This is a genomic window from Streptomyces sp. NPDC021225 (assembly GCF_044332865.1).
Lineage (GTDB): Bacteria > Actinomycetota > Actinomycetes > Streptomycetales > Streptomycetaceae > Streptomyces.
Window position 1 is genome coordinate 268,012 of sequence record NZ_JBIRPV010000005.1, and the last position, 24,514, is coordinate 292,525.

Below are 24,514 nucleotides of genomic sequence, written 5' to 3' on the forward strand. Positions count from 1 at the left end.
GCCGGGGCCGCCGCGCGACACGCGCGGTGCTCCGACCGGCCCAGTGCTTTTCCCACCGCTCCGCCCCCATCGGGTGAATCGGCCATGCCCGAGAGTGTGCACACATCCCGCATGCCCGGTTGGCAGAACGATGGCGCGCACGGGCAGGCGTGGAGGTGGCGCGGTGAGCGTGAGAGAACCCAGCGGCGGGGGCGCCGGAGGCAGGGGCGCCGGAGGCAGGGGCCGGGGCGGTCTGTTCAGAACGAAGTCCGTCGAGCAGTCCATCCAGGACACCGAGGAGCCCGAGCACGCCCTGACCAGGACGCTCTCCGCCCTCGACCTGACCGTCTTCGGCGTCGGCGTGATCATCGGCACCGGCATCTTCGTGCTGACCGGGGCCGTGGCCAAGCAGCAGGCGGGGCCCGCGACCGCGCTGGCCTTCGTGGCCGCCGGGATCGCCTGCGCGCTGGCCGCGCTCTGCTACGCCGAGTTCGCCTCCACGGTGCCGGTGGCCGGGTCCGCGTACACCTTCTCGTACGCCTCGCTGGGCGAGCTGCCCGCCTGGATCATCGGCTGGGACCTGGTCCTGGAATTCGCCCTGGCCACCGCCGTGGTGGCGGTCGGCTGGTCCGGCTATGTGCGCTCGCTGCTCGACAACGCCGGATGGCAGCTGCCGGCCGTGCTGTCCGGCCCCGATGTGGCGCACGGCTTCACCTTCGACATCCTCGCGGCTCTGCTGGTGCTGCTGCTCACCGGGATCCTGGTGCTGGGCATGAAGCTGTCCGCGCGCGTCACGACGGTCGTGGTGGCGATCAAGGTGACCGTGGTGCTGCTGGTCATCATCGCCGGATCCTTCTTCATCAAGGCCGAGAACTACCACCCCTTCATCCCCGAGCCCCAGGTCACGGCCGCCACGTCCGGGCTCAAGGCCCCGCTGATCCAGCTGATGTCCGGGTATCAGCCGACGGCCTACGGGGTGCAGGGCATCTTCACCGCCGCCGCCGTGGTCTTCTTCGCCTTCATCGGCTTCGACATCGTGGCCACCACGGCCGAGGAGACCAGAAACCCGCAGCGCGACATGCCGCGCGGCATCCTCGGCTCGCTCCTCATCTGCACCGTGCTCTATGTCGCGGTGTCCGTGGTGGTCACCGGCATGCAGAAGTACACCCAGCTGTCGGTGGACGCCCCGCTGGCCGACGCCTTCAAGGCCACCGGACACCCTTTCTACGCGGGGCTCATCAGCTTCGGCGCGGTGATCGGGCTCACCACCGTGTGTCTGATCCTGCTGCTCGGGCAGACCCGGGTCTTCTTCGCGATGAGCCGCGACGGGCTGCTGCCCAGGGTCTTCTCCAAGGTGCACCCGAGGTACGCCACGCCGTACCGCTCGACGATCCTGCTCGGTGTGGTCATCGCCGTCGTCGCCGGGTTCACCAGCATCTCCCAGCTGGCGGCGCTGGTGAACATCGGCACGCTCTTCGCCTTCGTCGTGGTCGCGCTCGGCGTCATCGTCCTGCGCCGCACCCGCCCCGACCTGCCCCGCGCCTTCCGCGCCCCCTGGGTGCCGGTGCTGCCGATCGCCTCGGTCGCCGCCTCGCTGTGGCTGATGCTGAACCTCCCCGCGGAGACCTGGGTGCGGTTCGCGGTGTGGATGGCGATCGGCTTCGTCGTCTACTTCCTCTACGGTCGCGGCCACAGCAGGCTGGCGGCCCGCCCGGAGCGGCGCTGAGGCGCCGCCCAGGCCGGGCCGCCGTGGGCTATGCGGTGAGGCGCTCCTGGAGGTCGGCCACCACGGTGTCCGCCGCCATCACGCCGAGGCCGAGGTACCAGGTCTCGTCCGGGACGTCGGACGCGTGGCCGTTCTTGACCGCCTTGAGGTTCTTCCACAGCGGGTTGCCCTGCGCCTTGGTGCGGTCCGTGGCCTTCGGGTCGCCGTAGACGCCGGTGAAGATGTAGTCGGCGTCGGCCTGGTCGATGTTCTCGGCGCTGATCTCGGCGGCGAGGTCCTCGATGTCCTGGTTCTTCGGCCGCGGAATGTGCGCGTCCTTCAGGATCGTGCCGATGAACGAGGCGTTCGCGTAGAGGCGGGTCACCCCGTCGGGCATGAAGCGCACCATCGAGACGGTCGGCTTCTTGTCGCCGAGCTTCTCGTCCAGCGCCTTGATCTTCTTGTCGTAGTCGGCGAGCTTCGCCTTGGCCTCGGCGGTCTTGTCCAGGGCCGAGGCGTTGAGGAGGTAGTTCTGCTTCCAGGTGAAGCCGGGGCGGATGGAGAAGACGGTCGGCGCGATCTTCGACAGCTCGTCGTACTTGTCGGCGGCGCGCAGCTGGCTGCCGAGGATCAGATCGGGCTTGAGCCCGGCGATCGCCTCGAGGTTGAGGTTGTTGATGGTGCCCACGTTCTTCGGGCTGCCCGCCTCCTTCTTCAGGTAGGACGGCAGCTCCGGAGAGCCTTCGGTGGGCGCCAGGCCGACCGGCTTGATGCCGAGCGACACCACGTTGTCGAGCTCGCCGACGTCCAGCACCACCACCCGCTTCGGCTGGGCCTTGAGCTCGGTCTTGCCCATGGCGTGGTCGATGGTGCGCGGCCACTGGCCGGGCCCCGCGTCGGTGCCCATGGCGGCGGTCTTCTCGGCCGCGCTCGCGAAGTCCTTGCCGTCCTTGGACACGGACTTCTTGTCGCCCTGCCCGCCGCTCCCTTCCTTGTCGCCGTCGGAGGAGCTGCCGCAGGCCGCGAGGGACAGCGCGGCGGCGAAGGCGAGGGCGACGGCGGCGGTACCGCGGCGTCGAGAGGACATGGCAGGGCTCCTGTCACAGGCAGTTCTTAGGCGAGGCTTACCTTATGTTGCGTGCGGGCGCGGCGGTAGCACCACCCCTGTCACCACCGGCCCCGGCCGCCGCCCACGGGGCGCCCGGGACCACCAGCGGGTCGCCCGTCACCGGGTCCGGCACGACGACCGAGGCGAGCCCGAAGACCTCCTGGACCAGATCGGCCGTGACGATGTCGCCCGGCGGGCCCTGCGCCACGATCCGGCCGCCCCGCATGGCGATCAGGTGGTCGGCGTAGCGCGCCGCCTGGTTCAGGTCGTGCAGCACCGCGACCACGGTGCGGCCGCGGTCCTGGTTGAGCTGCCGGACCAGGTCGAGCACCTCCACCTGGTGGGCGATGTCCAGGTAGGTCGTCGGCTCGTCGAGCAGCAGCAGATCGGTGTCCTGGGCCAGGGCCATGGCGATCCACACCCGCTGCCGCTGACCGCCGGAGAGCTCGTCCACCGGCCGCTCCGCGAGCTCGGCGGTCCCGGTGCGCTCCATCGCCTCGCCGACGGCCCGCTCGTCGTCCTCCGACCACTGCTGCCACCACTTCTGGTGCGGCTGCCGCCCCCGCGAGACCAGATCCGCCACCGTGATCCCCTCCGGCGGCACGGGGGTCTGCGGCAACAGCCCGATGGCCTGGGCGATCCGCTTGGTGGGCAGGCGGGACAGCTCGGTGCCGTCCAGCAGCACGGCGCCGCCGCGCGGCTTGAGCAGCCGGCCCAGCGCGCGCAGCAGGGTGGACTTGCCGCAGGCGTTGGGGCCGACGATCACCGTGACCTTCCCGTGCGGGATCTCCAGGTCGAGGCCGTCGACGACCGTGCGGTCCTCGTACGCGAGGGTCAGCTCCCGCGCGGTCAGGCGGTTGTCGGTCACGCGGTGCCTCCGGAACGGCTACGGGTGCGGATGAGCAGCCACATCAGATACGGGGCGCCCACCAGGGCGGTGAACACCCCGACCGGCAGCTCGGTCGGGGAGAAGAGCCGGCGGGCCAGCAGATCCGCGACGACCACGACCAGCGCCCCGGTCAGCGCGGAACACAGCAGCGGGGGCTGCTCGGTGCGGGCGACCCGGCGCGCGATCTGCGGGGCCAGCAGCGCCACGAAGTCGACCGGGCCCGCGGCGCCGGTGGCGACGGACGCGAGCACCACCCCGAGGGCGCTCAGCCCCAGCCGGACCCGGTCCAGCCGGATGCCGAGCGCGGTGGCCGTGTCGTCGTCCAGCGACACCCCGCGCCGTGCGCGGGCCGCCCACAGCAGCGGCACCACCAGGAGCAGCAGCACGGTCGCCAGCGGCGCGGCCTGGTCGTAACCGCGGCCGTTGAGCGAGCCGGTGAGCCAGACCTTGGCCTGCTGGGCCACCAGATAGTCGCCCTTGGTGAGGAACAGCCGGGACAGCGAGCCCAGGGCCACCGAGATGCCGATGCCGATGAGGACGAAGCGGGAGGCGCTCAGCCCCTTGCGCCAGGCGAAGACGTAGACCAGCGCGGCGGCCGCGAGACCGCCGCCGATCGACACATACGGCAGGGCGGTGTACGAGGTGAGGCCGAAGGTCATGGCGGCGACCGTGGCGGCGCCCGCGCCGTGCGTCACCCCGATGACGTCGGGGCTGGCGAGCGGGTTGCGGGCCATGGTCTGGATCAGCGCGCCGGACAGCCCGAAGGCCACGCCGACCAGCAGCCCGGTCACCAGGCGCGGCAGCCGCAGGGTGCCCACCACCAGCTCGTCCGGGCTCGGCTGCCCCAGCAGCACCCGGACCACTTCGGAGGGCGGGACGAACGACTCGCCGACGCACAGCGAAGCCACGACGGCCGCGGCCAGCGCGGCGGCGAGGACGACGGCCGCCACGACGGCCCTGCGGTGGACGAGGAAGCTGCCCCGCCCGGCCCTGACCACGCGGTACCCGGCGGCGCGGGTGGTGGAGCTCACGCGTCCTCCCCCCGCTCAGTCCCGGCGCGCTCCGACGCGCGGGCTTCCCTCGTCACTGCTCGCTCCTCCGTCGCTGCGCGGCTCCTCAGTCCAGCCCGCGCAGCGCGCCAAGACACGCTCACGCTGCCGCCACCGCCTTCCTGCGGACCAGGGCGATCAGGAACGGCACGCCCGCCAGGGCGGTCATCACGGACACCGGCACCTCCGAGGGCGGGAAGACGATACGGCCGATGACGTCCGAGGTGAGGATCATCACCGGGCCGAGCAGCGCGGCCATGGGCAGCAGCCAGCGGTGGGCGGTGCCGACGAGGGCGCGGGCGATATGCGGAACGGCCAGGCCGGTGAAGGCGATGGGCCCGGCGGCGGCAACCGCGACGCCGGTCAGCACGGTCGCCCCCACGGTGCCGGTCATACGCAGCAGCGCGACATTGCGGCCGAGCCCCCGGGCGACGTCGTCGCCGAGAGCCAGCGCGTCGAGCCCGCGGGCCATGGCCAGCACCAGCAGCAGCCCGGCGGCCAGGAACGGCCAGGTCTGTCCGACGATCGTGGCGTCCCGCCCGCTGAGCGAGCCCACGTCCCAGAAGCGGAACTCGTCCAGGACCCGGGCGTTGGTGGTGACGATCGCGGAGACCACCGAGGCGATGAAGGCGTTCATCGCGGCACCGGCCAGGGCGAGTTTGACCGGGGACGCGCCCCCGCGGCCGCTGCTGGCCACCGCGTAGGCGCAGACCGCCGCGAGCGCCGCGCCCGCGAACGCGAACCACACATATCCGGTCAGCGGGTGCACCCCGAAGAACGCGATCGCACAGACCACGCCCAGCGAGGCGCCCTGGCTGATGCCCAGGATCCCGGGCTCGGCGATCGGGTTGCGGGTGATCCCCTGGAGCACGGTGCCGGCCACGGCGAGGGCGACGCCGACCATGATGCCGATGACGGTGCGCGGCACCCGCAGGGCCCGTACGACTTGGGCGTTGTCGCTGGTGCCGCCGTGCACCAGGGCGTCGTAGACCTCGCTGAGGGCGATCTGGCGGCTGCCGACCGCGAGGCTGAGCGCCACGGCGGCCAGGAGCAGCAACGCCGCCGCGGTTATCCAGCCGACGCGACGGCGCGCGACTCCCGACATTCGCCTTCTCTCTTCCGTCTCTCTCTTCCGTACGCAAAGCCTTCTCGCCCCGCCGGGCCGAAATCTGCCCTTAGCCAAGGCTTGCCTAAGAGTACGTGGGGCGGGCGGGCGGCTCAGTCGGCGGGGCGGACCGCGCGCGGGCCCGTGACCTCCGCCCCGAGCGCCCGCACCCGCGTCCGCAGCTCCCGGTCGGCGGTCACCACCAGGCACGGCCGGCCCGGCTCGCGGTCCGCCACCACCTCCACGATCCGGTCGTCGCCGCTGCCCGGCGCCGACGCCACCCGCACCCCCGGCACGGGCGCGATGTCGCGTGCGGCGCCCTCGACCACGAGCACGAGGTCCACGGGCGGCTGTTCGGCCCACTCCGGCACGCCGGGGCGCGGCTCCAGCCCGCGCTCGGCGAGCGTGGCGAGCCGGTCCCGCAGCCGCTCGGCCGCGCCGCGCCGGTCCCGCCACCAGCCGTCGGGCACCGAACCGATCACATTCGCCGCGTCCACGACAACAAAGCCTTTCATCAGCCAGGCAAATTACTATGGGTGGTGGCGCGTCAGCACATCTGGCGCGCCGGCCCCGCGGGGCCCACCCGGGGGATCGACGTCACGGAAGGTTGCAGCGGGCCATGGCGTTGCGGTTGCTCCGCGGCAAGGACGGCAGGCTCACGGCCTACGCGCCGGTGGCGGGCGGCGTCGCCCGCTGGACCGAGGAGCGGCCCGGCGGCCCGCGGTGGACCGGGCCGCGGCTGATCAAGGTGCCCGGCCTGACCGCGCTGACCGTGACCCAGGGCGCGGACGGCTATGTCCATCTCGTGGGCCTGCGGCACCGTCAGGGCGGCGCCGACGGCCCGGACGTGGACGTCGTACACGCCACGCAGTTCCAGACCGGCCGCCCCCTGACGGCCTGGCACTCGCTCGGCACCCCGCACCCCAAGGACCGCCGCAAGGCACAGCGGACCGGCGCTCCGGCCGCGGCCGTGGACTCCTCGGGCGCCGTGCACGTCTTCGTGCGCAACGCCGGGAGCGGGGTGAGCGCGCGGCGCCAGGACGCCAAGGGCAAGTGGGGCGGGTGGACCGACCTCAAGGGCGCCGATGTGCTGGACGGCCTGTCCGCCACCGCGACCGCCGAAGGACGCGTCGAACTGCTCGCGCCCGCCGAACGCGGCGCGCTGCGCTGGCACCAGCCCGAGCCCGGCGCCGCCTACGAACGCGCCGACGACATCCCCGCCGCCCCCGAGGCCGGCTCCGCCTCCGGGCTCGCCACCGGCCGCGACACGGTCACGCACTACTGGCGCGACGCGGAGGGGCGCGGGGTGCTGGCCTGGCGGCCCGGGGCGGACGAGGCGGCGCCCCTGGGCGGCGAGACCGGCGCCGGGCCCGTCGCGGCCCTCCGTACGACCGTGGACGGCCACGACTGCACGGTGCTGGCCCACCGCGACGCCAAGAGCGGGCGGCTCGCCGTCGCCGCGCACCTGACGGAGAACGAGGCGGCGGGGGTCTGGTGGACGCCCTCGGGCGAGCCGGGCACGGGCCGGCCCGCGCTGGCGCTGGACGGCCGGGGACTGGTCGTCCTCGCCGCCCTCGCGGACGACGGCGCCCTGCTCGCGGCCCGTCAGAAGACGGACGAGCCGGGGCTGGCCCTGCGCGCGTGGGGGCGGGTGGGGGATTAGGGCGCGCCGCCCGCGCGGCTCACCTCCCGGCTCACGAGGACGCCGGCCGCCACCCGAAGGCGTGCACCCCGCGCGCCACTTCGACCTCTCGGTTCGCGGCGTTCTGTGCGACCAGCGTCCCCGTGTGGTATCCGCCCGACACCTCGACCGCCGGGGTGCCGAGCAGAGACGCCGTCTTCCCCGAGGCATGGACGTCGCGCGCCAGGATGGGCCGCTTCTCCCGCGTCTCGACCCACCGGACGTTCGTGGCGCGGTACACCCGCGTCTCACCCCAGCGGGGAATCCGCCGGCCGTCCGACGCGTACTGGTCGTCACTGCCGCAGCCGGGCTCCGAACGGAAGGCCGCGTACGCCTGGCCGTCGCGGTCGAACCAGGCCGAGACCATCCACAGGTTGCCGTCCCGGGAGGGCAGGTCCAGCCGGTCCACCCGTCCGCTGCGCTGGTCGACGAGCGCGACGTTGGAGTACTCCGCGCAGGCGCTGAGGTGTTGGTACCAGGGCACGGCGAGCCGGTCCCGCCGCGGACTGGCCGCCGCGACCTCGGGCCCGAGCCCGCTGCCGTAGAACGACTGGGCGGGCCGGGCCCTGCCCTCGCGGGTGACCTGGTAGAACGAGCCCACTCCGGGGAAGTTGCCACCGCCGTTCTCGAAGTACGAGACGGTCAGCTCACCCCGGGGTGCGGCGCCGAGGAGGTCGAGGCGGCCGCAGTAGGTCGGGCTGAAGCACTCGTCGGGCCTGGGCAGGCCCGTCACGGGCAGTGCCCGCCGCGCGCCGCCCCGGGGCGGGTAGCTCCACAGCATGGGCTGGTTCGGGTCCGTCGCGCCGTCGGAGACCAGTTCGTCCTCGCGGAAGGCGATCGTCGAGCAGCCGGAGCAGTCCCAGCTACGGACGCGGGGCGTGACGAAAGGCTGTCCACGGACCCGGCGCACCAGAAACAGTTTCCGGCCCGCGTCCTCGCCCCGCTCGGCCAGCCAGGCGAGGGAGGTGCCGTCGGACGACCAGGTGAGCTGCCGTACGCGGTATCCGCTGGGGATGGGGGCGAGTGCCTTGCTTCTGCCGTCGGTCCACACATTGACGCTGTCGGCGGTCGCGTAGGCGAGTTCGGGTGTCGCCTGTTTCCGCTGGAGGGCCTTCGCCCGGTCGATGACCGCGGACATGATTTCTGGCGCGGTCTTGACGCTGGTGTGACTGCACTCACCGAAGAGCACCGCTCGCACCGAGATGAGGGTGTCCGTGCAGGTGAGCACGTGAGGCGCGCCGGACTTGTGGGCATACGCGGTCGCCGAGGAGAGCGGCACCACTCCGTCCCCTATGGAGACGGGTTTGGAGCGCGACCCCAGTTTCATGATTTCGAGGCCCAGACGGATGTCCCCGGCCATGGCACGGACCGGCAGCTCCTCGGGCCAAGCCGGGAGCTTTCGGATTTCCGGCGAGTTCTCCTTGAGAGCCACGCCCTGCGGCGAGCGGAGCACCTCAACCGTCTCGCAAATGGTCGAGGCCAGGCCCTTGGCGAGTCCGAAACAGGCGGAGACCACCTGTTTCAGGGCCAGTTCCTGTAGTGAACCTCGGGGACCGGGAAGTCCGTCCAGGAAAGAGGCCACGGGAGAGCCTCGGAAGGGCGTGCCGATGGTGATCACCTCCGACACCTCCTGCCATATCCTGCCGCCGGGTTTGCGACTGGGCTGTGAAACCGCGTATTGCGTGGCCAGACCGCCCATCGAGTGGGCCACCACCATGACCTTGTAGCCGGAGGCGTCGGCGAGACATTCGATCGCGGTCCCCAAGGCGGGACCGATCCGTCGGTCCGTCACCCAGGCCGGCTGCGCCTGCTTGTAGTCGAAGGTCCACGCGGTGACGTGGGGCAGCTTTGCGACCTTCCGGGGGAACCAGCCTTCCGGATCGTCTCCCGGCCCGTCCCAGGTGTCGGCGCCCGCGTTGATGCCGTGGACGAAGAGGACGGGCATGGAGTTCGCGACGGTCTCGGTGTCGCTGACCTGCCCGAGCCCGCCGCCGACGCAACTGCGCGGCTCGGCGGTAGCGGTGGGCACCGCCCCGAGCAGGGTGAGCAGGAGCATCAGGGCGGCGCAGGGGACGAGGGCCCGGCAGCGGGTGGCGAGGCTCATGGGAGGACCTCCGCGAGGATGATCCGCCAGGCCCCGCCGCTGCGGGCGAATCCCAGCAGCACCCGCTGCGCAGGCTTTCCCGGCTCCTCCAGGGTGGCTTGGGCGTTGGCGATGCCGTCCTCCTCATGCCAGGTGCCGTCTTTCAGAGGGAGCTTGGCGTTCCTGGCGGTGAGCCGTCCCTCGGGCAGGGTCCGCTCCAACTCGGGCGCGAGCGCCACTCGCTGTGTCTTCTCGTCCTCGGCCACCAGGTCCCGCGCGACCCGGGCGGCCTCGGCCGGGACCGGGCCGCCGGGTTCGTATCTCAGCTCCTGCGCCGGAGGTTTCTCCGCCGAGGTGTCGCTCCGGTAGGCATGGACGGCCGCGATCGTCGCGGCGATGAGCAGCACGACACCGGCCGCGATCGTTAGTTTGCGCATGTCAGCCGCTCATCCGATGGGGTTCAGATCGCCGATCGTCCAGGCATTCACCTCGGACAGCGGCACCCGCAGAAGCCCGTATTCATCGATGGGGACGTGGGGGCCACCCGTGACGATCCGCGCCCAGGTCAGATGTATATGACTGGTCTCCGGCTCATGCCGCAGCATGTCTGCGGCGAAGTCCTTGGCGAATTCGGTCAGCGAACTCTTCTCGGACAGCAGGTTCATGTGCTGCCTGAGCCATTCATCGCGGGGGAGTATGGAGCCGGTGATGATGACTCCGCCCACCATGAGGGTGATGGGAAGCGGGGTTTCGTAGTCTTCGTCATCGGTCCGGAGGACGAGCTTTTCCAGAAGTGCGTCGTTGGACATCGTGAAATGCTCCAGGATTTCGGTCGTGTGGGATCGGCTAGCCGCGGCCGTCGCAGGCCTTGCAGTCACCGCTGCCGCGGCAGCTGTCGCACTTCCATACGCCCCGGAATCCGGAGCCGCCGCAGGTGGTGCACTTCCCGTCGCCCTTGCATCGTCGGCACATGGTGGAGTCCCTTCGGTTCCGATCTGTTCCGGCGGTGCGGACCGCGCCGCCGGAAACCACCGTGCACCGGTTTGGCCGGGCGGGCCCGGGGTGCAACGGGGCGACCCGTTGCACTGCCATGTGCACCGTCCTGACCTGGGGTCTCTCGCGTTGCAGTGCAACCGGAGGCGGTGCGGTACGGCATCAACTAGCCCGCGATGAAGCGGGGTTATATGGTGAATGGTATTCACTACGGGGGGTTTGATGGTGGAACGGACCGGGCTCTTCAAGGACTTGGCACACGCCCTGGTCCAGGCCCTCGACGCATGGGCGGCCACCGTCGGCCAGGTGACCGACTCCGCGCGGCGCCCCACCCGCGCGGGCCTTGTCGCGGAACTCGAAAAAGAGCGCCTGGAGTTCGAGCGCGCTGGCCGGAGCCGGAAGAAAATCGATCTGCCTCTGCTGTCGTACTGGCTCAAGGGCCGCGATCAATTGCTGCCCGGCAGCAAGAAGAACCGGCTGCCCAGCCAGGAGGATTGCGAAGCCGTCACCCGGGCGCTTTCACAGAAGGCGCCGCACAGCGCTCGGGAATTGCCCACAATCGGCATGGAGATCGCGGATCTCGCGCGGCGGCTGAAAGAGGCGGCCGGTCCCGGTTGGAGGGACGAAGTCCTCGCCAGCCTCGCCCCGGCCACGGTCGCCCCCGCCACGCACGCCGATCCCGAAACGTATGCCGTTACGGCGGAGCCACGGCGGAAGTGGAAAGGGTGGCAATTCGCCGCGGTGACGGCGATCGCCCTCGGCTTGATCACCGGCACCATGGCACTGCGCAGCGGCGCCTCGGAGGACGATGGTTCGCCCGGCGGTGACGCCGCGCAGGCGGCGGAGCTGAAAGGCGGCGACCACCGCTGCGGCCGGACGCGCGCGGTGGGCGCCGTGTCATGGCGGCCCTGCACCCGCCTCGACAAGGACTCCCTGTCTTTCGTCGTCCAGCTCACCAACTCCTCGCCCCGGGCGACGACGGTGAAGGTCAGGATCGGCTACGTCCAGGCCGGGGCCGCGCACGACTGCCCCGCGCCATGGGGCACCGCACAGGAAGTCACCGTCCCGGCCGGCGCCACCAGGACCAGCCCTCTCGACGGCTGCGCCGCCCCCGTCGTCCCCGCCCAGGCGTTCCAGGCCAAGGCCTTCGTGGCCGGGAAAGGCGCCTCCGCGTGGGGCTTTCGGGAGTACTCGCCGACGGTGCACATTCAGGCCGACGGCCGTCGCCTCTGGGCGGGCCAGGTATGAGTAGAGTCGGTGACTGGTGCTGTGGCTGGCGCCCCTGCGGGCCGACCATGGCCGCCTCCCTACACGGTTCAGGAAGGAGCCGTGGATGAGCATGTGGCCGCGCCGTCCAAGCTGCTGCGCAGCACCTGTGCAAGTACTGCGGGATCCGCGTCGACTGGCTCGACTACTACGTCAAACGCAGTGGAGATCGGCGTTGCGGCCATGGGCGTAGAGCGATATCGGATCGCGTGACGTGGTCGCGAGCTGGCAAGCTGCCTTCATGGATCACGCGGAGATACTGCTCATCGGAGGGCGTGCCGGTGTCGGCAAGACGACGGTGGCCTGGGAGGTTTCGGCACGGCTGCGAGCCGTGGCGGTCTCTCACGCAGTCATCGAGGGTGACTTCATGGGGCAGGTGCATCCGGCCCCAGACGGGGATCCGCACCGCTCGGAGATCACCGAGAGCAATCTGACTGCCGTATGGGGGAACTTTGCCCAGCGCGGTTACCGCCGCCTGATCTATACGAACACGCTGAGTGTGCTGCCCGAGACGACGGGCATGTTTGAGCGTGCCATGGGGGCAGGCGTGCGGATCGTGCGAGTTCTCCTCACCGCATCCGACACCACCGTCGGCGAGCGGTTGGCGGGCCGGGAACTCGGCTCGGAACTGGAGCAGGAGCTGAAGGCGAGCGCCCGCAAGGCACGGCTCTTGGATGAGCGGGTAGCTGCCGACACTGTGCGGGTGGTGACGGACGGGCGGCCCGTCGTGGACATCGCCCGTGAGGTGGTGGCCGCTACCGGCTGGGGCGGTTAGCACTCCGCCGGCACATCGTGGTCTTCATGTGCGGGCCTCGGCTTGTCGCCGGTAATGGCTGGTGCGTGATCGCTCCTGATGACGGCGGCGCCAGTCGGCGAGCGCTACCCGCGTCCGATCTGCCCTCCGCAAGGGTCAGGTGGCGGCGAACTCCCCGCGCTTGACCGCGGAGACGAACGATGACCAGCCGTCCCGCGAGAAGACCAACGCCGGGCCCTGGGGGTTCTTGCTGTCGCGGACAGGGACCGCGCGGGGGAGTAGGCTGGCGGCGATCCGGTGAGCACGCACCCCCGTCTGCTGCCGTGGTCCGGTCCGAGTGGCCAGCCCTGCCATCTCGTGTCGGACGAGGGCGGCAACGGCTATCTGTCCCGCATGGCTGACGAGATCGAAGCAGTACAGCTCGGCATGGGGAACCAACTGCTCGGCCACGCGGGTGAACTGCTGGCTGACCGGAAGGCGGGTGCCGGGGAACTCCGTGATCTGGCACACCGGTTGTGTGAAGCGCTGCGCGATGCCTTGAGGGTCGCCGACAGCCGGGGCAGACGCCTTCCCGCGCCCGCCGACATGGACGAGTCGGACGATTGAGAACGCGAGCGCCGGACGGGCGAGTGGCCCGTCCGGCGCTCGGAACACAACGCGCTACGCGGGGACGCTTGCCAGGCCCGGGGCCAGGAAGCGCTGGCCGACCACCCGCTCCGAGATGCCCTCGCGGTCCAGGTACGGGGTGATGCCGCCCAGGTGGAAGGGCCAGCCCGCGCCGGTGATCAGGCACAGGTCGATGTCCTGCGCCTCGGCGACGACGCCCTCGTCCAGCATGAGGCCGATCTCCTGCGCCACCGTCTCCAGCACCCGCGCCCGCACCTGCTCCTCGGTGAGGACCGAGTCGCCCTGCTCGAGCAGCGCGGCGACCTCCGGGTCCAGCTCCGGCTTTCCGGAGTCGTGGACGTAGAAGCCGCGCTTGCCGGCCTCGACCACGCGCCGCAGGTTCTCCGAGACCGTGAAGCGGTCCGGGAACGCCTGGTGCAGGGTCTCCGAGACATGCAGACCGATGGCCGGGCCGACCAGCTCCAGCAGCACCAGGGGCGACATCGGCAGGCCCAGCGGCTCGACGGCGCGCTCGGCGACGTCCACCGGGGTGCCCTCGTCGATGACGTTCTGGATCTCGCCCATGAAGCGGGTCAGGATCCGGTTGACGACGAACGCCGGGGCGTCCTTGACCAGGACGGCCGTCTTCTTGAGCTTCTTGGCCACGCCGAAGGCGGTGGCCAGCGAGGCGTCGTCGGTCTTCTCGCCGCGGACGATCTCCAGCAGCGGCAGGATCGCGACGGGGTTGAAGAAGTGGAAGCCGACGACCCGCTCCGGGTGCTGGAGCTTGGACGCCATCTCGCTCACCGACAGCGAGGAGGTGTTGGTGGCCAGGATGGCGTGCTCCGGCACGACCGCCTCGACCTCGGCGAACACCTGCTGCTTGACGCCCATCTCCTCGAAGACGGCCTCGATGACGAAGTCGGCGTCCGAGAAGGCCTCGGCCTTGTCGAGCGAGCCGGTCACCGCGGCCTTGAGGCGGTTGGCCTTGTCCTGGTTGACGCGGCCCTTGAGCAGCAGCTTGTCGATCTCGTCATGGACGTAGCCCACGCCCTTGTCGACGCGCTCCTGGTCGATGTCGGTCAGCACGACCGGCACCTCCAGGCGGCGCGCGAACAGCAGCGCCAGCTGCGAGGCCATCAGGCCCGCGCCGACCACGCCGACCTTGGTGACCGGGCGGGCCAGGGACTTGTCCGGGGCGCCGGCCGGGCGCTTGGCGCGCTTCTGGACCAGGTTGAAGGCGTAGATGCCGCTGCGCAGCTCGCCGCCCATGATGAGGTCGGCGAGGGCACCGTCCTCGGCGTCGAAGCCCTGGCCGAGATCGCCGTTCTTGGCGGCGGCGATGATGTCCAGCGCCCGGTACGCGGCCGGGGCCGCCCCGTGTACCTTGCTGTCGGCGATGGCCCGGCCGCGGGCGACGGCCGCGTCCCAGCCCTCGCCGCGGTCCACCTCGGGACGTACGACCTTGGTCTGGCCGCTCAGCACGGACGCGGTCCACAGCAGCGACTGCTCCAGGAAGTCCGCGCCCTCGAAGATCGCGTCGGCGATCCCGAGCTCGTAGACCTGCTTGCCCTTGAGCTGCCGGTTCTGGTTGAGCGAGTTCTCGATGATCACCGTGACCGCGCGGTCCGCGCCGATCAGGTTGGGCAGCAGGGTGCAGCCGCCCCAGCCGGGGACCAGGCCCAGGAAGACCTCGGGGAGGGAGAAGGCGGGCAGCGCGGCCGAGACCGTGCGGTACGTGCAGTGCAGGCCGACCTCGACGCCGCCGCCCATCGCCGCGCCGTTGTAGTACGCGAAGGTGGGCACGGCGAGGCCCGCCAGCCGCTTGAAGACGTCGTGGCCGCCCTTGCCGATGGCCAGCGCGTCCGCATGCTGCTTCAGCAGCTCCACGCCCTTGAGGTCGGCGCCGACGGCGAAGATGAACGGCTTGCCGGTCACGCCGACGCCGACGATCGCGCCCTCGGCGGCCTCCTTCTCGACCTGGTCGAGCGCGGCGTTCAGATTCGCCAGCGAGGCGGGGCCGAAGGTGGTGGGCTTGGTGTGGTCCAGGCCGTTGTCGAGTGTGATGAGGGCGAAGCGGCCAGCGCCACCGGGCAGGTCCAGATGGCGGACGTGCGCCTGCGTCACGACCTCGTCCGGGAACAGCTCGGCCGCGCCCTTGAGAAGCTCTTCGGTAGTGGTCACGCCGCTCACTTGTTCCCCTCGAAGTGCGGGTTCTCCCAGATCACGGTGCCGCCCATGCCGAAGCCGATGCACATGGTGGTGATGCCGTAGCGGACCTCGGGCTGCTCCTCGAACTGCCGGGCCAGCTGCGTCATCAGCCGCACCCCGGAGGAGGCGAGCGGGTGCCCGAAGGCGATCGCGCCGCCGTACTGGTTGACGCGCGGATCGTCGTCGTCGATGCCGTAGTGGTCCAGGAAGGACAGCACCTGCACGGCGAAGGCCTCGTTGATCTCGAAGAGGCCGATGTCCTCGATCGTCAGCCCCGCCTTGGCGAGGGCCTTCTTGGTCGCCGGGACCGGGCCGTAGCCCATCACCTCCGGCTCGACGCCCGCGAAGGCGTAGCCGACCAGCCGCATCTTCACCGGCAGGCCCAGTTCCCGGGCCACGTCCTCGGCGGCGACCAGCGAGGCGGTCGCGCCGTCGTTGAGCCCCGCGGAGTTGCCCGCGGTGACCCGGCCATGCGGGCGGAACGGGGTCTTCAGGGCGGCCAGGCCCTCCAGCGTGGTGCCGGGGCGCATCGGCTCGTCGGCGGTCGCCAGGCCCCAGCCCAGCTCACCGCCGTCCGGGCTGGTGCGCCGTACCGAGATCGGCACCAGGTCCTGCTGGATCTTGCCGTTGGCGTAGGCCTTGGCGGCCTTCTCCTGGCTGCGCACCGCGAACTCGTCGGCGCGCTGCTTGGAGATGTGCGGCAGCCGGTCGTGGAGGTTCTCCGCGGTCATGCCCATGAACAGGGCCGACTCGTCGACGAGCTTCTCCGAGACGAACCGCGGGTTCGGGTCGACGCCCTCGCCCATCGGGTGGCGGCCCATGTGCTCCACCCCGGCCGCGACGACCACGTCGTACGCGCCGAAGGCGATGGAGCCCGCGGTCGTCGTCACGGCGGTCATCGCGCCGGCGCACATCCGGTCGATGGCGTAGCCGGGCACGGACTGGGGCAGCCCGGCCAGGATGCCCGCGGTGCGGCCGATGGTCAGGCCCTGGTCGCCGATCTGCGTGGTCGCGGCGACGGCCACCTCGTCGATGCGCTCCGGCGGCAGGTCCGGGTTGCGGCGCAGCAGCTCCCGGATGCACTTGACGACCAGGTCGTCGGCGCGGGTCTCGTGGTAGATGCCCTTGGGACCCGCCTTGCCGAACGGGGTCCGGACGCCGTCGACGAAGACGACGTCCCTAGCGGTACGAGGCACGTTGGCTCTCCTCCAGGTGCGCGGGATGGCACTGCTGCGGGCACGCCCGGCAAGGGGCGTGCCTCCACACCCTCATGCTACTTATGAGTAACCACGGTGCCCAGTCCCCGCTCCGGGAGGGGTGAAGGTCACACCCGGGAATTCGCCTTCCCGTCCGAACCGAGCCTTAAAGGGGGGCGCGTCATGTCACGCCGCCGTGCCCAGAGCCGTCAGCAGGATCGGGGTGGTCTGCTCGATCTGCCAGGGCCGGGCGCCGTAGCCGTGCAGGACGGCCTTGACGGACTCGGCGGTCAGCTCGGCCGGGGGCTCCCAGCACAGCCGCCGGACCGTGTCCGGGGCGATCAGGTTCTCCTGAGGCAGGTTCAGCTGCTCGGCCAGCGCGGTCACCGCCGTACGAGCCGCTGAAAGGCGGGCCGCCGCGGCCGGGTCCTTGTCGGCCCAGGCGCGCGGGGGCGGCGGGCCGGCCACCGGCTGGCCCGGCTGGGGGAGCTCGGACTCCGGCAGGGCCCGCGCCCGGTCCACCGCGGCCTGCCACTGCTCCAGCTGACGGCGGCCCATGCGGTGGCCGAAGCCGCTCAGCGCGCCCAGGGCGCGCACGGTCGTCGGCAGGGTCAGCGCGGCCTCGATGATGGCCGCGTCGCCCAGCACCTTGCCCGGTGAGACGTCACGGCGCTGCGCGATCTTGTCCCGGGCGGTCCACAGCTCGCGCACCACGGCCATCTGCCGGCGCCGCCGGACCTTGTGCATCCCCGACGTACGCCGCCAGGGGTCCTTGCGGGGCGGGGCGGGCGGGGCCGCGGCGATGGCGGCGAACTCCTGGTGCGCCCAGTCCAGCTTGCCCTGCCGCGCCAGCTCCTCCTCCAGCGCGTCGCGCAGGTCGACCAGCAGCTCGACGTCGAGCGCGGCGTAGTGCAGCCACGGATCGGGCAGCGGGCGGGTGGACCAGTCGACGGCGGAGTGGCCCTTCTCCAGGGCGTATCCGAGGATGTTCTCGACCATGGCGCCCAGGCCCACCCGGGCGAACCCGGCCAGCCGGCCCGCCAGTTCGGTGTCGAAGAGGCGGCCGGGCAGCATGCCTATGTCCCGCAGGCATGGCAGGTCCTGGGTGGCGGCGTGCAGCACCCATTCGGCGTCGGCGATCGCGTCGCCCAGGCCGGACAGGTCGGGGCAGCCGACGGGGTCGATCAGGGCGGTCCCCGCGCCGGAGCGGCGCAGCTGGACCAGATAGGCCCGCTGCCCGTAGCGGTACCCGGACGCGCGCTCGGCGTCCACGGCGACCGGGCCGCGGCCCGCCGCGAACGCGGCGACGACCTCGGCGAGCGCGTCCGGGTCGGCGGTGACGGGCGGGATGCCCTCACGCGGCTCCAGCAAGGGGACCGGCGCCGAGGGGAGGTCGTCCGGGGGAGCGCCCCCGGTGGTTCGCAGTGTCGTCTCTGCTGCGGTCTCTTGGGCGTCGGTCACCTGTCAAGGGTAGCTGTGCGTACCGGGTACGCATGGCGCCCGCCGACGGAACGTTCCGTCGGCGGGCGCCGGGCGTTGGGTGGACGGTGTGCGCCTGGGCGGGAGCCAGGGGTGGTGCGGGTGGTGTGCGGAAGGTCTGACGCGGCTCGTAGGGGGCTGGTGTGCGGCTTACGGGGGCCCCGTGCGGGGCCCTGCGGGGGGTTCGAGGGGACGGGTGGGGTGGCTCAGTGGATGATCCCGGTGCGCAGCGCGACCGCGACCATGCCGGCCCGGTCGCCGGTGCCCAGTTTGCGGGCGATGCGGGCGAGGTGGCTCTTGACGGTGAGCGCCGACAGGCCCATCGAGACGCCGATGGCCTTGTTGGACTGGCCCTCCGCAACCAGCCGCAGCACCTCGACCTCGCGTCCCGACAGCTCGCGGTAGCCGCCCGGGTGTCCGGGGGCGCCCGGCGGGCGGCGGTGCATCCGGGCGGCGGCGCCGAGGGGGGCGGCGCCGGGGCGGCCCGGGATGCCCAGGTTGGTGCGGGTGCCGGTGACGACGTAGCCCTTGACGCCACCGGCCAGGGCGTTGCGGACGGCACCGATGTCGTCGGCCGCGGAGAGGGCCAGGCCGTTCGGCCAGCCCGCGGCGCGGGTCTCGGACAGCAGCGTGAGGCCGGAGCCGTCGGGGAGGTGGACGTCGGCGACGCAGATGTCGCGCGGGTTGGCGATCCGGGGACGGGCCTCCGCGACGGACGACGCCTCGATGACGTCGCGCACCCCGAGGGCCCACAGGTGACGGGTGACGGTGGAACGTACGCGGGGGTCGGCGACGACGACCATGGCCGTCGGCTTGTTCGGGCGGTAGGCGACCAGGCTGGAAGGTTGCTCGAGGAGAACAGACACCAGGCCTCCTGGGGGAAGTGGTGGGACGGGTCACCACGTCCTTCGGCACCGATACGGCCCGGCTTTAGGGAATGATCACGATTTGGTGAGTAACAATTCGGGCAATTAGGACGACTGATCGATCAAGCCTGATCAGCGAGTGCTAGGTCCCGCCTCCCCGATCCCTGCGACGGTGACGCCCCCAGCTACCGCGGGGAGGTGCCCCCGCCAGCGGTAGCTGGGGGCGCGTGCGATCGCAAGGCGGAGGGTCGCCCTCCGGGGGTGCCCCCAGCCTTCGGTCGGGAGGTACCCCCGCCCGGCCGAAGGCTGGGGCGGGCCTACTCGGGCGGGCCCGACAACGCAGCGCGGGGGCGCGTGCCAGGCGTCGCGGGCCCGCGGGGATCGGGGAGGCGGGGCCTAACGCGGCTGAGGGCCGCGCCGCTGCGGGAGCGATACGACGCCCGCCTCGGCGGCCCCGGCCGGCGGCAGGCCCGCGATCTGGCACAGCAGATCGCACCAGGCCGCCAGGTGCGCCGCGGTGTCGGGTGCCCCGGCCGCCCCGTCGCCCGGGGCGCCGCCCCGGTCAGGACGGCGGTGCTCCGTCCGCCCCGGCTCCGCCGCCGGCCGCTCGGCCGGGGTCCAGGAGGCGCGGATCTCGATCCGGGTCGAGGGCTCGCGCTCCCCTATCCCGCCGAAGTAGTGCGAGCTCGCCCGGGTCACCGTGCCGCTGGGCTGCCGGTACGAGACCCCGCGCGCCTCCAGCGCGCCGGTCAGCCACGACCAGCACACCTCGGGCAGCAGCGGATCCGCCGCCATCTCCGGCTCCAGGTCCGCGTGGACCAGGGTGACCAGGCGGAACGTACCGTGCCAGGAGTCGTGCCCGGCCGGGTCGTGCAGCAGGATCAGCCTCCCCTCGGCCAGCTCCTCGTCGTCATCGTCGACGGCGTTCGCCGGGCTCGCCGTGACCGCCGCCTCGAGCGCGTACGAGAACGGGGCCAGCCGCCGCGGCGGCGGCGTCGGGGAGAGCTCCACCTCGGGCCGCGGCCGCACGGCGCACAGCCCGGCCACGGCATGCCGGAAGGCGGCCGGGGCCCCTTCCCCGCCCGCCGCGTCCGCCCCGTCGGCGCTCTCGGCGCCGTCAGCACCGTTCGAGAGGTGTCCTTGAACCGCTGCCATGCTCGGAAGACTAGGCGCATCGGGGGCCTCAACCGGGGAAGAACACCCGGGTTGGCGGGTCACTCGTTCGGCCCGTGCGAAGATTTGGGTCATGAGCGCCAACGAGGGGCCCTCGGGCCAGCAGCAGACGGGCCGCACCGCGGCGAGCGCCACAGCCGACTCGGCCTTCCTGCGCGCCTGCCGACGTGAGCCGGTTTCGCACACTCCGGTGTGGTTCATGCGGCAGGCCGGCCGCTCGCTGCCGGAGTACCACAAGGTCCGCGAGGGCATCGCGATGCTCGATTCCTGTACGCGGCCGGACCTGATCACCGAGATCACGCTGCAGCCGGTTCGCCGCCACCATGTGGACGCGGCCGTTTATTTCAGCGACATCGTGGTCCCGCTGAAGGCCATCGGGATCGACCTCGACATCAAGCCCGGCGTCGGCCCGGTCATCGCGGACCCCATCCGTACCCGTGCGGACCTGGACCGGCTGCGCCCGCTGGACCCGGACGATGTGAAGTACGTCACCGAGGCGGTCGGGATGCTCACCGGGGAGCTCGGCGCCACCCCGCTGATCGGCTTCGCCGGCGCGCCCTTCACGCTCGCCAGCTATCTCATCGAGGGCGGCCCCTCGCGCAACCACGAGCGCACCAAGGCGCTCATGTACGGCGACCCCGAGCTGTGGGCCGAACTGCTCGACCGGCTCGCCGACATCGCCGCCGTCTTCCTGAAGGTGCAGATCGAGGCGGGCGCCTCCGCCGTCCAGCTCTTCGACTCCTGGGTCGGCGCCCTGTCCCCCGCGGACTACCGGGCCCGCGTGATGCCCGCCTCCACGAAGGTCTTCGACGCCGTGGCCGGATACGGGGTGCCGCGCATCCACTACGGCGTCGGCACCGGCGAGCTGCTGGGGCTGCTCGGCGAGGCGGGCGCGGACGTCGTCGGCGTGGACTGGCGGGTGCCGCTGGACGAGGCGGCCCGGCGGGTCGGCCCCGGCAAGGCGCTTCAGGGCAACCTCGACCCGGCCGTGCTCTTCGCCCCGCGCCAGGCCGTCGAGGCCAAGACCGACGAGGTGCTGGAAGCGGCCCGGGGCCTGGAGGGCCATGTCTTCAACCTCGGCCACGGCGTGCTGCCCAGCACCGACCCCGACGCCCTGACCCGCCTGGTGGAGTACGTCCACACCCGCACCGCCCGCTGAGCCTGCGCCCTCAGTAGCCGGAACCCGCACGGGGTCCCTCATCGTCTGGGAGACCATGAGGGACTTCCCTGCCATCACCGCCGACCGCGTCCGGGAACTGGCCGACCAGTGGGACGCCGTCCGCGAAGGCCGCTCCAAAGACGAGGCCGACCGGCTCGTCCGCGGCTGTGCCGAGCGGCTGACCGCCGAGCCCACCGGTGAACACGCCTACCTGTGGACGCTCGGCCTGCTGATGACGGCCGAACACACCGGCTGGCTCACCGGGGACGGCGTCGAGGGCGCCGCCCTGGTGGCCCTCGACGCCGCCGACACCGCCCTGCGCGAGCGCCCCTGCGGCCACCGGTGGCACCCGTACGAGGACGACCTGGGCGAGCGCCAGGACGGTCTGGCGCACCTGCTGCCGCTGCTGCGCAACGGCCGGAGCGAGGCCGAGGACGAGCAGTGGCGCGACACGGCCACCAAGGAACAGTGGCTGTGCCCGCGCAACATCGCCGGATACGCGCGGGTGGCCATCGATGTCATCGACCCCGGCGCGGTGGCCGACATCCCGCCAAGGCTGCCCCTCATCGACGCGCGCAAGGCCCAGCACCTGCGGTCCATCCTGTGGGACTACCCCAACGTGGACCCCGCGTACGAGCTCTCCGACCACGCCGCCGCCCTGCGCGACCACCCCGAGGGCGACGGCCGCGCCGGGCTCGTCGTCATCCTGCACGCCGCCTGCGGGTACGCGGTGAGCGGCCGGATCCGCGGCAAGTGGGTGCTGGACGAGATGATCCAGGCCCTGGAGGCCGTCCTGCCCGCGCTCGGCGACGAGCCCTGCGCACACCGGGACGGCGAGCACCCCCGGACCGGCGACGACCCGGCCGCCCTGGCCACCGTCGGCGTCCATCTGCTCAGCACCGGCGGGCGGGGCGTCTACCAGTGGCGGGGCGGGATCGAGGGGTGGCACACCCCCCTGGAGGGCTGGCTGTGCCCGGCCTTCCTCGCCGGGCTCGCCCGCGAGGCGCTGGACCGGCTGCTGGCCGGGCGCGGCAAGCTCTTCGGCACCCGCGACACCGCCCACCTCGACGCGGAGTACCTGCTCCCCGACGGGCGGCTCGATATCGACACCCTCACCACCACCTACCGCCAGTCCTGGGTCACCGAACACGACGAGCTGGTGCAGAACGCCGCGCTGTGGGCCGCCCGCCGCTGGGCGGCGGGCGACGGCGACGGCGACGAGCGCGAGCGGGCCGTTCTGCTGCTGCTCGCCTGCTGGGCGGTGGACGGGATGGTCATCGACATACCGAGATCCGTGCTCGGCGTCCTTCAGGAGATCTTCGAGCGCGTCGATCTCGCCCCCCTGGACGAGCCGTGCCCGCACCCGGGCGGGCACCCCTGGGAGGGCCTGGAGCGCCTGGCGAGCCGCGGGTACGGGGTGGTGGGGTACCGGGACACGCTGATCGGCGCCCATCTGAACCACCTCTGCGCGCCCGGGGACTTCGAGGCCCCCGACGAGCCGTTCGCCCCCGGCGCCTGGAGCTGCCCCCGCCATGTGGCCGGGCGGGTCCGGGACGTGCTGGAGGTGCTGTACGAGGTGAACGAGAGCGACGAGGACGACGCGGAGGACGCGGAGGACGCGGAGGGCGACGCCGACGGCTGGTGAGGGGCGCGCGCTACGGTCGCCGGACCTCCTCGCGGATCAGGTAGTACAGCACGGCGCTGGCGAGCATCAGCGCGCCGTCGATGTAGACGGCCTGCGTCCAGCTCTTGTAGTGGTCGAAGAGGGTGCCGCTGAGCGCCGGGCTGATCACCGCGCCGATCTCGCCGACGAGGTTGAACATCCCGAAGGCCGCCCCGCGTTCGGCCGGGTCGACCACGTCGTTCAGCAGCGCGTGCGCCATCGGCTGGAGGGCGTTGAAGAACAGGCTGGTGACGAACAGGAGCACCGACATCACCAGCAGCGAGGGCGTCTCGTCGGCCTGGAGATAGGCGCCGAAGACCAGCACCAGCACCCCCTGGACCACGGTGAACGCGACCAGCAGCGGCCGTCGCCCCCAGCCCCGGTCCTTCGCCCGGTCCGAGAGCCAGCCGCCGGCGGGGAAGCCGAGGATGCCCGCGCCCGCGTTGAAGGTGGCGACCAGCGCGGCGTTCTGGAAGGAGCTGTGGGCGGCGTCGGCGACGATCGAGACCGACCAGAAGCTGAAGAACCACAGGTTCCACATGACCGCGATGAAGGCGAAGCTCAGCAGCAGCGCGTTGCGGTTGCGGGAGACCGCGCCCAGCCGTGAGCCCCGCCGGGCGAAGATCGCCCCGATGAGGACGAACGCCAGGACACACTCCAGGACGGCCACGCCCCAGGTCGGCAGCCCCGCCCCGTCGGCGATCAGATACACGGCCATCACGGCGGCGCACAGCACGGCCGAGATGCCCAGGAGCCGCAGCGCCGAGCCGCCCGCCCGCAGCGGGCCGCCGATGCGCCGCAGATAGGCCGCCGAGACGACGCCGAACACCAGCGTCGCGCCGCCCAGGACCAGGAACGGCATCCGCCAGGCGTCCTCGTGGCCGAACACGTCCGCGCCCCAGTCGATCAGATACGGGGCGCTGATGGTCGCGATCGTCAGCCCGATGGACAGCCCCGTGATCGCCACGCCCATGCCGAGACCGGCCTTGGCCGGCGGGGTCCGCTGGGCGATCAGCGTGCGGTCGTTGGAGTAGAAGACGCCCTCGCCAAGACCGGTCAGCACGCGCAGCACCACAAACGCGATCAGGCCGGTGACCATCCCGCTGGCGAGGGTCGCCACGCCCGCCCACAGCAGCGAGACGGCGAGCATCGCACGGTGCCCGAAGCGGTCCCCGAGATAGCCGCCGGGGAACTGCGTCAGCATGTAGCCCGCGAAGAAGAGGCTGCCGATCAGCCCGCCGAGCGCGTGCGGATGGCTGGCGGAGCCCAGCATCCCGTGGTCGTTGTCGATGAGCCAGGTGACGACCGGGCCGGTGATGGTGCGGTCCGCGTACGAGAAGAGCCAGCCGCCGAGCAGCATGGCCCACAGGGTGTGGTACGGCTTCCAGCCTCCGGACGCGGCCTCCGGCTCCTGGGCGGTGGTCGGTTCGGTCGCTTCGGGCATGTCCTCATGTCCCCCTCTGGGCGCGGCGGTTCACGGACGGTCCGGCGTCGGTGGCGCGAGGTGCGAGGTGTGAAAAGCGATGCGATGCGAGGCGCGTGGTGCCCC

20 protein-coding genes and 1 pseudogene are annotated in these 24,514 nt (G+C 72.0%); 6 read left to right on the forward strand and 15 right to left on the reverse strand.

Annotated features, from left to right (window positions below):
* Positions 1-232: 232 nt before the first annotated feature.
* The gene (locus ACH4S9_RS23330; RefSeq protein WP_398374001.1) at positions 233-1,705 is read left to right on the forward strand and encodes an amino acid permease; all 1,473 of its coding nucleotides are present in this window, start codon (positions 233-235) and stop codon (positions 1,703-1,705) included.
* Positions 1,706-1,733: 28 nt separating this feature from the next.
* Here ACH4S9_RS23330 and ACH4S9_RS23335 read toward each other — a convergent pair whose 3' ends face one another.
* The 5 genes from ACH4S9_RS23335 to ACH4S9_RS23355 form a co-directional block, all read right to left on the reverse strand.
* Positions 1,734-2,771 (reverse strand): ABC transporter substrate-binding protein, encoded by a 1,038-nt coding sequence (locus tag ACH4S9_RS23335; protein ID WP_398373740.1) that lies wholly within the window; start codon positions 2,769-2,771, stop codon positions 1,734-1,736.
* A gap of 37 nt (positions 2,772-2,808) precedes the next feature.
* Positions 2,809-3,660 (reverse strand): ABC transporter ATP-binding protein, encoded by an 852-nt coding sequence (locus tag ACH4S9_RS23340; RefSeq protein ID WP_311723637.1) that lies wholly within the window; start codon positions 3,658-3,660, stop codon positions 2,809-2,811.
* Positions 3,657-4,712 carry an iron chelate uptake ABC transporter family permease subunit gene (locus ACH4S9_RS23345; RefSeq protein WP_358847781.1) on the reverse strand — a complete coding sequence of 352 codons (1,056 nt, stop codon included), beginning with the start codon at positions 4,710-4,712 and terminating at the stop codon, positions 3,657-3,659. Before ACH4S9_RS23345 ends, ACH4S9_RS23340 begins: the two co-directional genes overlap by 4 nt.
* Positions 4,713-4,830: 118 nt before the next feature.
* Positions 4,831-5,835 (reverse strand): FecCD family ABC transporter permease, encoded by a 1,005-nt coding sequence (locus tag ACH4S9_RS23350; protein ID WP_398373741.1) that lies wholly within the window; start codon positions 5,833-5,835, stop codon positions 4,831-4,833.
* 113 nt (positions 5,836-5,948) lie between these two features.
* Positions 5,949-6,350 carry an NTP pyrophosphohydrolase gene (locus ACH4S9_RS23355; protein WP_311723634.1) on the reverse strand — a complete coding sequence of 134 codons (402 nt, stop codon included), beginning with the start codon at positions 6,348-6,350 and terminating at the stop codon, positions 5,949-5,951.
* A gap of 104 nt (positions 6,351-6,454) precedes the next feature.
* Here ACH4S9_RS23355 and ACH4S9_RS23360 point away from each other — a divergent pair, with 104 nt between their 5' ends.
* Positions 6,455-7,498 carry a hypothetical protein gene (locus tag ACH4S9_RS23360; protein ID WP_398373742.1) on the forward strand — a complete coding sequence of 348 codons (1,044 nt, stop codon included), beginning with the start codon at positions 6,455-6,457 and terminating at the stop codon, positions 7,496-7,498.
* 31 nt (positions 7,499-7,529) lie between these two features.
* Here the strand turns inward: ACH4S9_RS23360 and ACH4S9_RS23365 are convergent, their stop codons facing one another.
* From ACH4S9_RS23365 to ACH4S9_RS23375, 3 genes are read right to left on the reverse strand one after another with little or no spacing between them, the layout of a single operon-like run.
* Positions 7,530-9,620, reverse strand: coding sequence for an esterase/lipase family protein (locus ACH4S9_RS23365; RefSeq protein WP_398373743.1), 2,091 nt, complete (start codon positions 9,618-9,620; stop codon positions 7,530-7,532).
* Entirely contained in the window at positions 9,617-10,036 is a 420-nt protein-coding gene (locus ACH4S9_RS23370; protein WP_398373744.1) for a hypothetical protein, read from the reverse strand. Before ACH4S9_RS23370 ends, ACH4S9_RS23365 begins: the two co-directional genes overlap by 4 nt.
* Before the next feature lie 9 nt (positions 10,037-10,045).
* Positions 10,046-10,408: a hypothetical protein gene (locus tag ACH4S9_RS23375; protein ID WP_311723630.1), complete on the reverse strand. Its 363-nt coding sequence runs from the start codon at positions 10,406-10,408 to the stop codon at positions 10,046-10,048.
* Positions 10,409-10,817: 409 nt separating this feature from the next.
* Between ACH4S9_RS23375 and ACH4S9_RS23380 the strand changes: the two genes are divergently transcribed.
* Positions 10,818-11,840, forward strand: a complete 1,023-nt coding sequence (locus ACH4S9_RS23380) for a hypothetical protein (RefSeq protein WP_398373745.1) — start codon at positions 10,818-10,820, stop codon at positions 11,838-11,840.
* Positions 11,841-12,099: 259 nt separating this feature from the next.
* On the forward strand, positions 12,100-12,633 hold the full coding sequence (locus ACH4S9_RS23385; RefSeq protein ID WP_398373746.1) for an AAA family ATPase: 534 nt from the start codon (positions 12,100-12,102) through the stop codon (positions 12,631-12,633).
* A 135-nt stretch (positions 12,634-12,768) separates the two neighbouring features.
* On the opposite strand, the pseudogene ACH4S9_RS23390 reads toward ACH4S9_RS23385, so the two are convergent.
* The 6 genes and pseudogenes from ACH4S9_RS23390 to ACH4S9_RS23415 all read right to left on the reverse strand — a co-directional run.
* Positions 12,769-12,882, reverse strand: a pseudogene (locus ACH4S9_RS23390) (DUF397 domain-containing protein); the annotation flags it as partial.
* Positions 12,883-13,272: 390 nt separating this feature from the next.
* Positions 13,273-15,402, reverse strand: a complete 2,130-nt coding sequence (locus ACH4S9_RS23395) for a 3-hydroxyacyl-CoA dehydrogenase NAD-binding domain-containing protein (protein ID WP_361187124.1) — start codon at positions 15,400-15,402, stop codon at positions 13,273-13,275.
* A 5-nt stretch (positions 15,403-15,407) separates the two neighbouring features.
* Positions 15,408-16,625 (reverse strand): acetyl-CoA C-acyltransferase, encoded by a 1,218-nt coding sequence (locus ACH4S9_RS23400; RefSeq protein ID WP_311723622.1) that lies wholly within the window; start codon positions 16,623-16,625, stop codon positions 15,408-15,410.
* 186 nt (positions 16,626-16,811) lie between these two features.
* Positions 16,812-18,086 carry a ribonuclease D gene (locus ACH4S9_RS23405; protein ID WP_311723621.1) on the reverse strand — a complete coding sequence of 425 codons (1,275 nt, stop codon included), beginning with the start codon at positions 18,084-18,086 and terminating at the stop codon, positions 16,812-16,814.
* A 224-nt stretch (positions 18,087-18,310) separates the two neighbouring features.
* A complete protein-coding gene (locus ACH4S9_RS23410) occupies positions 18,311-18,970 on the reverse strand; it encodes a response regulator transcription factor (protein WP_311723620.1) in 660 nt (219 codons plus the stop codon).
* Positions 18,971-19,366: 396 nt separating this feature from the next.
* Complete coding sequence (locus ACH4S9_RS23415; RefSeq protein WP_358846165.1) at positions 19,367-20,125, reverse strand: DUF3000 domain-containing protein; 759 nt, start codon at positions 20,123-20,125, stop codon at positions 19,367-19,369.
* 91 nt (positions 20,126-20,216) lie between these two features.
* Here ACH4S9_RS23415 and hemE point away from each other — a divergent pair, with 91 nt between their 5' ends.
* Together hemE and ACH4S9_RS23425 are read left to right on the forward strand one after the other, a co-directional pair.
* A complete protein-coding gene (hemE, locus tag ACH4S9_RS23420; protein WP_311723618.1) occupies positions 20,217-21,302 on the forward strand; it encodes a uroporphyrinogen decarboxylase in 1,086 nt (361 codons plus the stop codon).
* Positions 21,303-21,357: 55 nt separating this feature from the next.
* Positions 21,358-22,947 (forward strand): hypothetical protein, encoded by a 1,590-nt coding sequence (locus tag ACH4S9_RS23425; RefSeq protein ID WP_398373747.1) that lies wholly within the window; start codon positions 21,358-21,360, stop codon positions 22,945-22,947.
* Positions 22,948-22,957: 10 nt separating this feature from the next.
* Here ACH4S9_RS23425 and ACH4S9_RS23430 read toward each other — a convergent pair whose 3' ends face one another.
* Positions 22,958-24,409, reverse strand: a complete 1,452-nt coding sequence (locus tag ACH4S9_RS23430; RefSeq protein WP_311723616.1) for an MFS transporter — start codon at positions 24,407-24,409, stop codon at positions 22,958-22,960.
* Positions 24,410-24,514 lie beyond the last annotated feature (105 nt).

Coding starts and splice junctions, on each gene's coding strand:
- ACH4S9_RS23360 (WP_398373742.1), top strand. CDS start 6,455: ATGGCGTTGCGGTTGCTCCGCGGCAAGGACGGCAGGCTCACGGCCTAC.
- ACH4S9_RS23385 (WP_398373746.1), top strand. CDS start 12,100: ATGGATCACGCGGAGATACTGCTCATCGGAGGGCGTGCCGGTGTCGGC.
- ACH4S9_RS23375 (WP_311723630.1), bottom strand. CDS start 10,408: ATGTCCAACGACGCACTTCTGGAAAAGCTCGTCCTCCGGACCGATGAC.
- ACH4S9_RS23370 (WP_398373744.1), bottom strand. CDS start 10,036: ATGCGCAAACTAACGATCGCGGCCGGTGTCGTGCTGCTCATCGCCGCG.
- ACH4S9_RS23335 (WP_398373740.1), bottom strand. CDS start 2,771: ATGTCCTCTCGACGCCGCGGTACCGCCGCCGTCGCCCTCGCCTTCGCC.
- ACH4S9_RS23350 (WP_398373741.1), bottom strand. CDS start 5,835: ATGTCGGGAGTCGCGCGCCGTCGCGTCGGCTGGATAACCGCGGCGGCG.
- hemE (WP_311723618.1), top strand. CDS start 20,217: ATGAGCGCCAACGAGGGGCCCTCGGGCCAGCAGCAGACGGGCCGCACC.
- ACH4S9_RS23365 (WP_398373743.1), bottom strand. CDS start 9,620: ATGAGCCTCGCCACCCGCTGCCGGGCCCTCGTCCCCTGCGCCGCCCTG.
- ACH4S9_RS23425 (WP_398373747.1), top strand. CDS start 21,358: ATGAGGGACTTCCCTGCCATCACCGCCGACCGCGTCCGGGAACTGGCC.
- ACH4S9_RS23355 (WP_311723634.1), bottom strand. CDS start 6,350: ATGAAAGGCTTTGTTGTCGTGGACGCGGCGAATGTGATCGGTTCGGTG.
- ACH4S9_RS23430 (WP_311723616.1), bottom strand. CDS start 24,409: ATGCCCGAAGCGACCGAACCGACCACCGCCCAGGAGCCGGAGGCCGCG.
- ACH4S9_RS23415 (WP_358846165.1), bottom strand. CDS start 20,125: ATGGCAGCGGTTCAAGGACACCTCTCGAACGGTGCTGACGGCGCCGAG.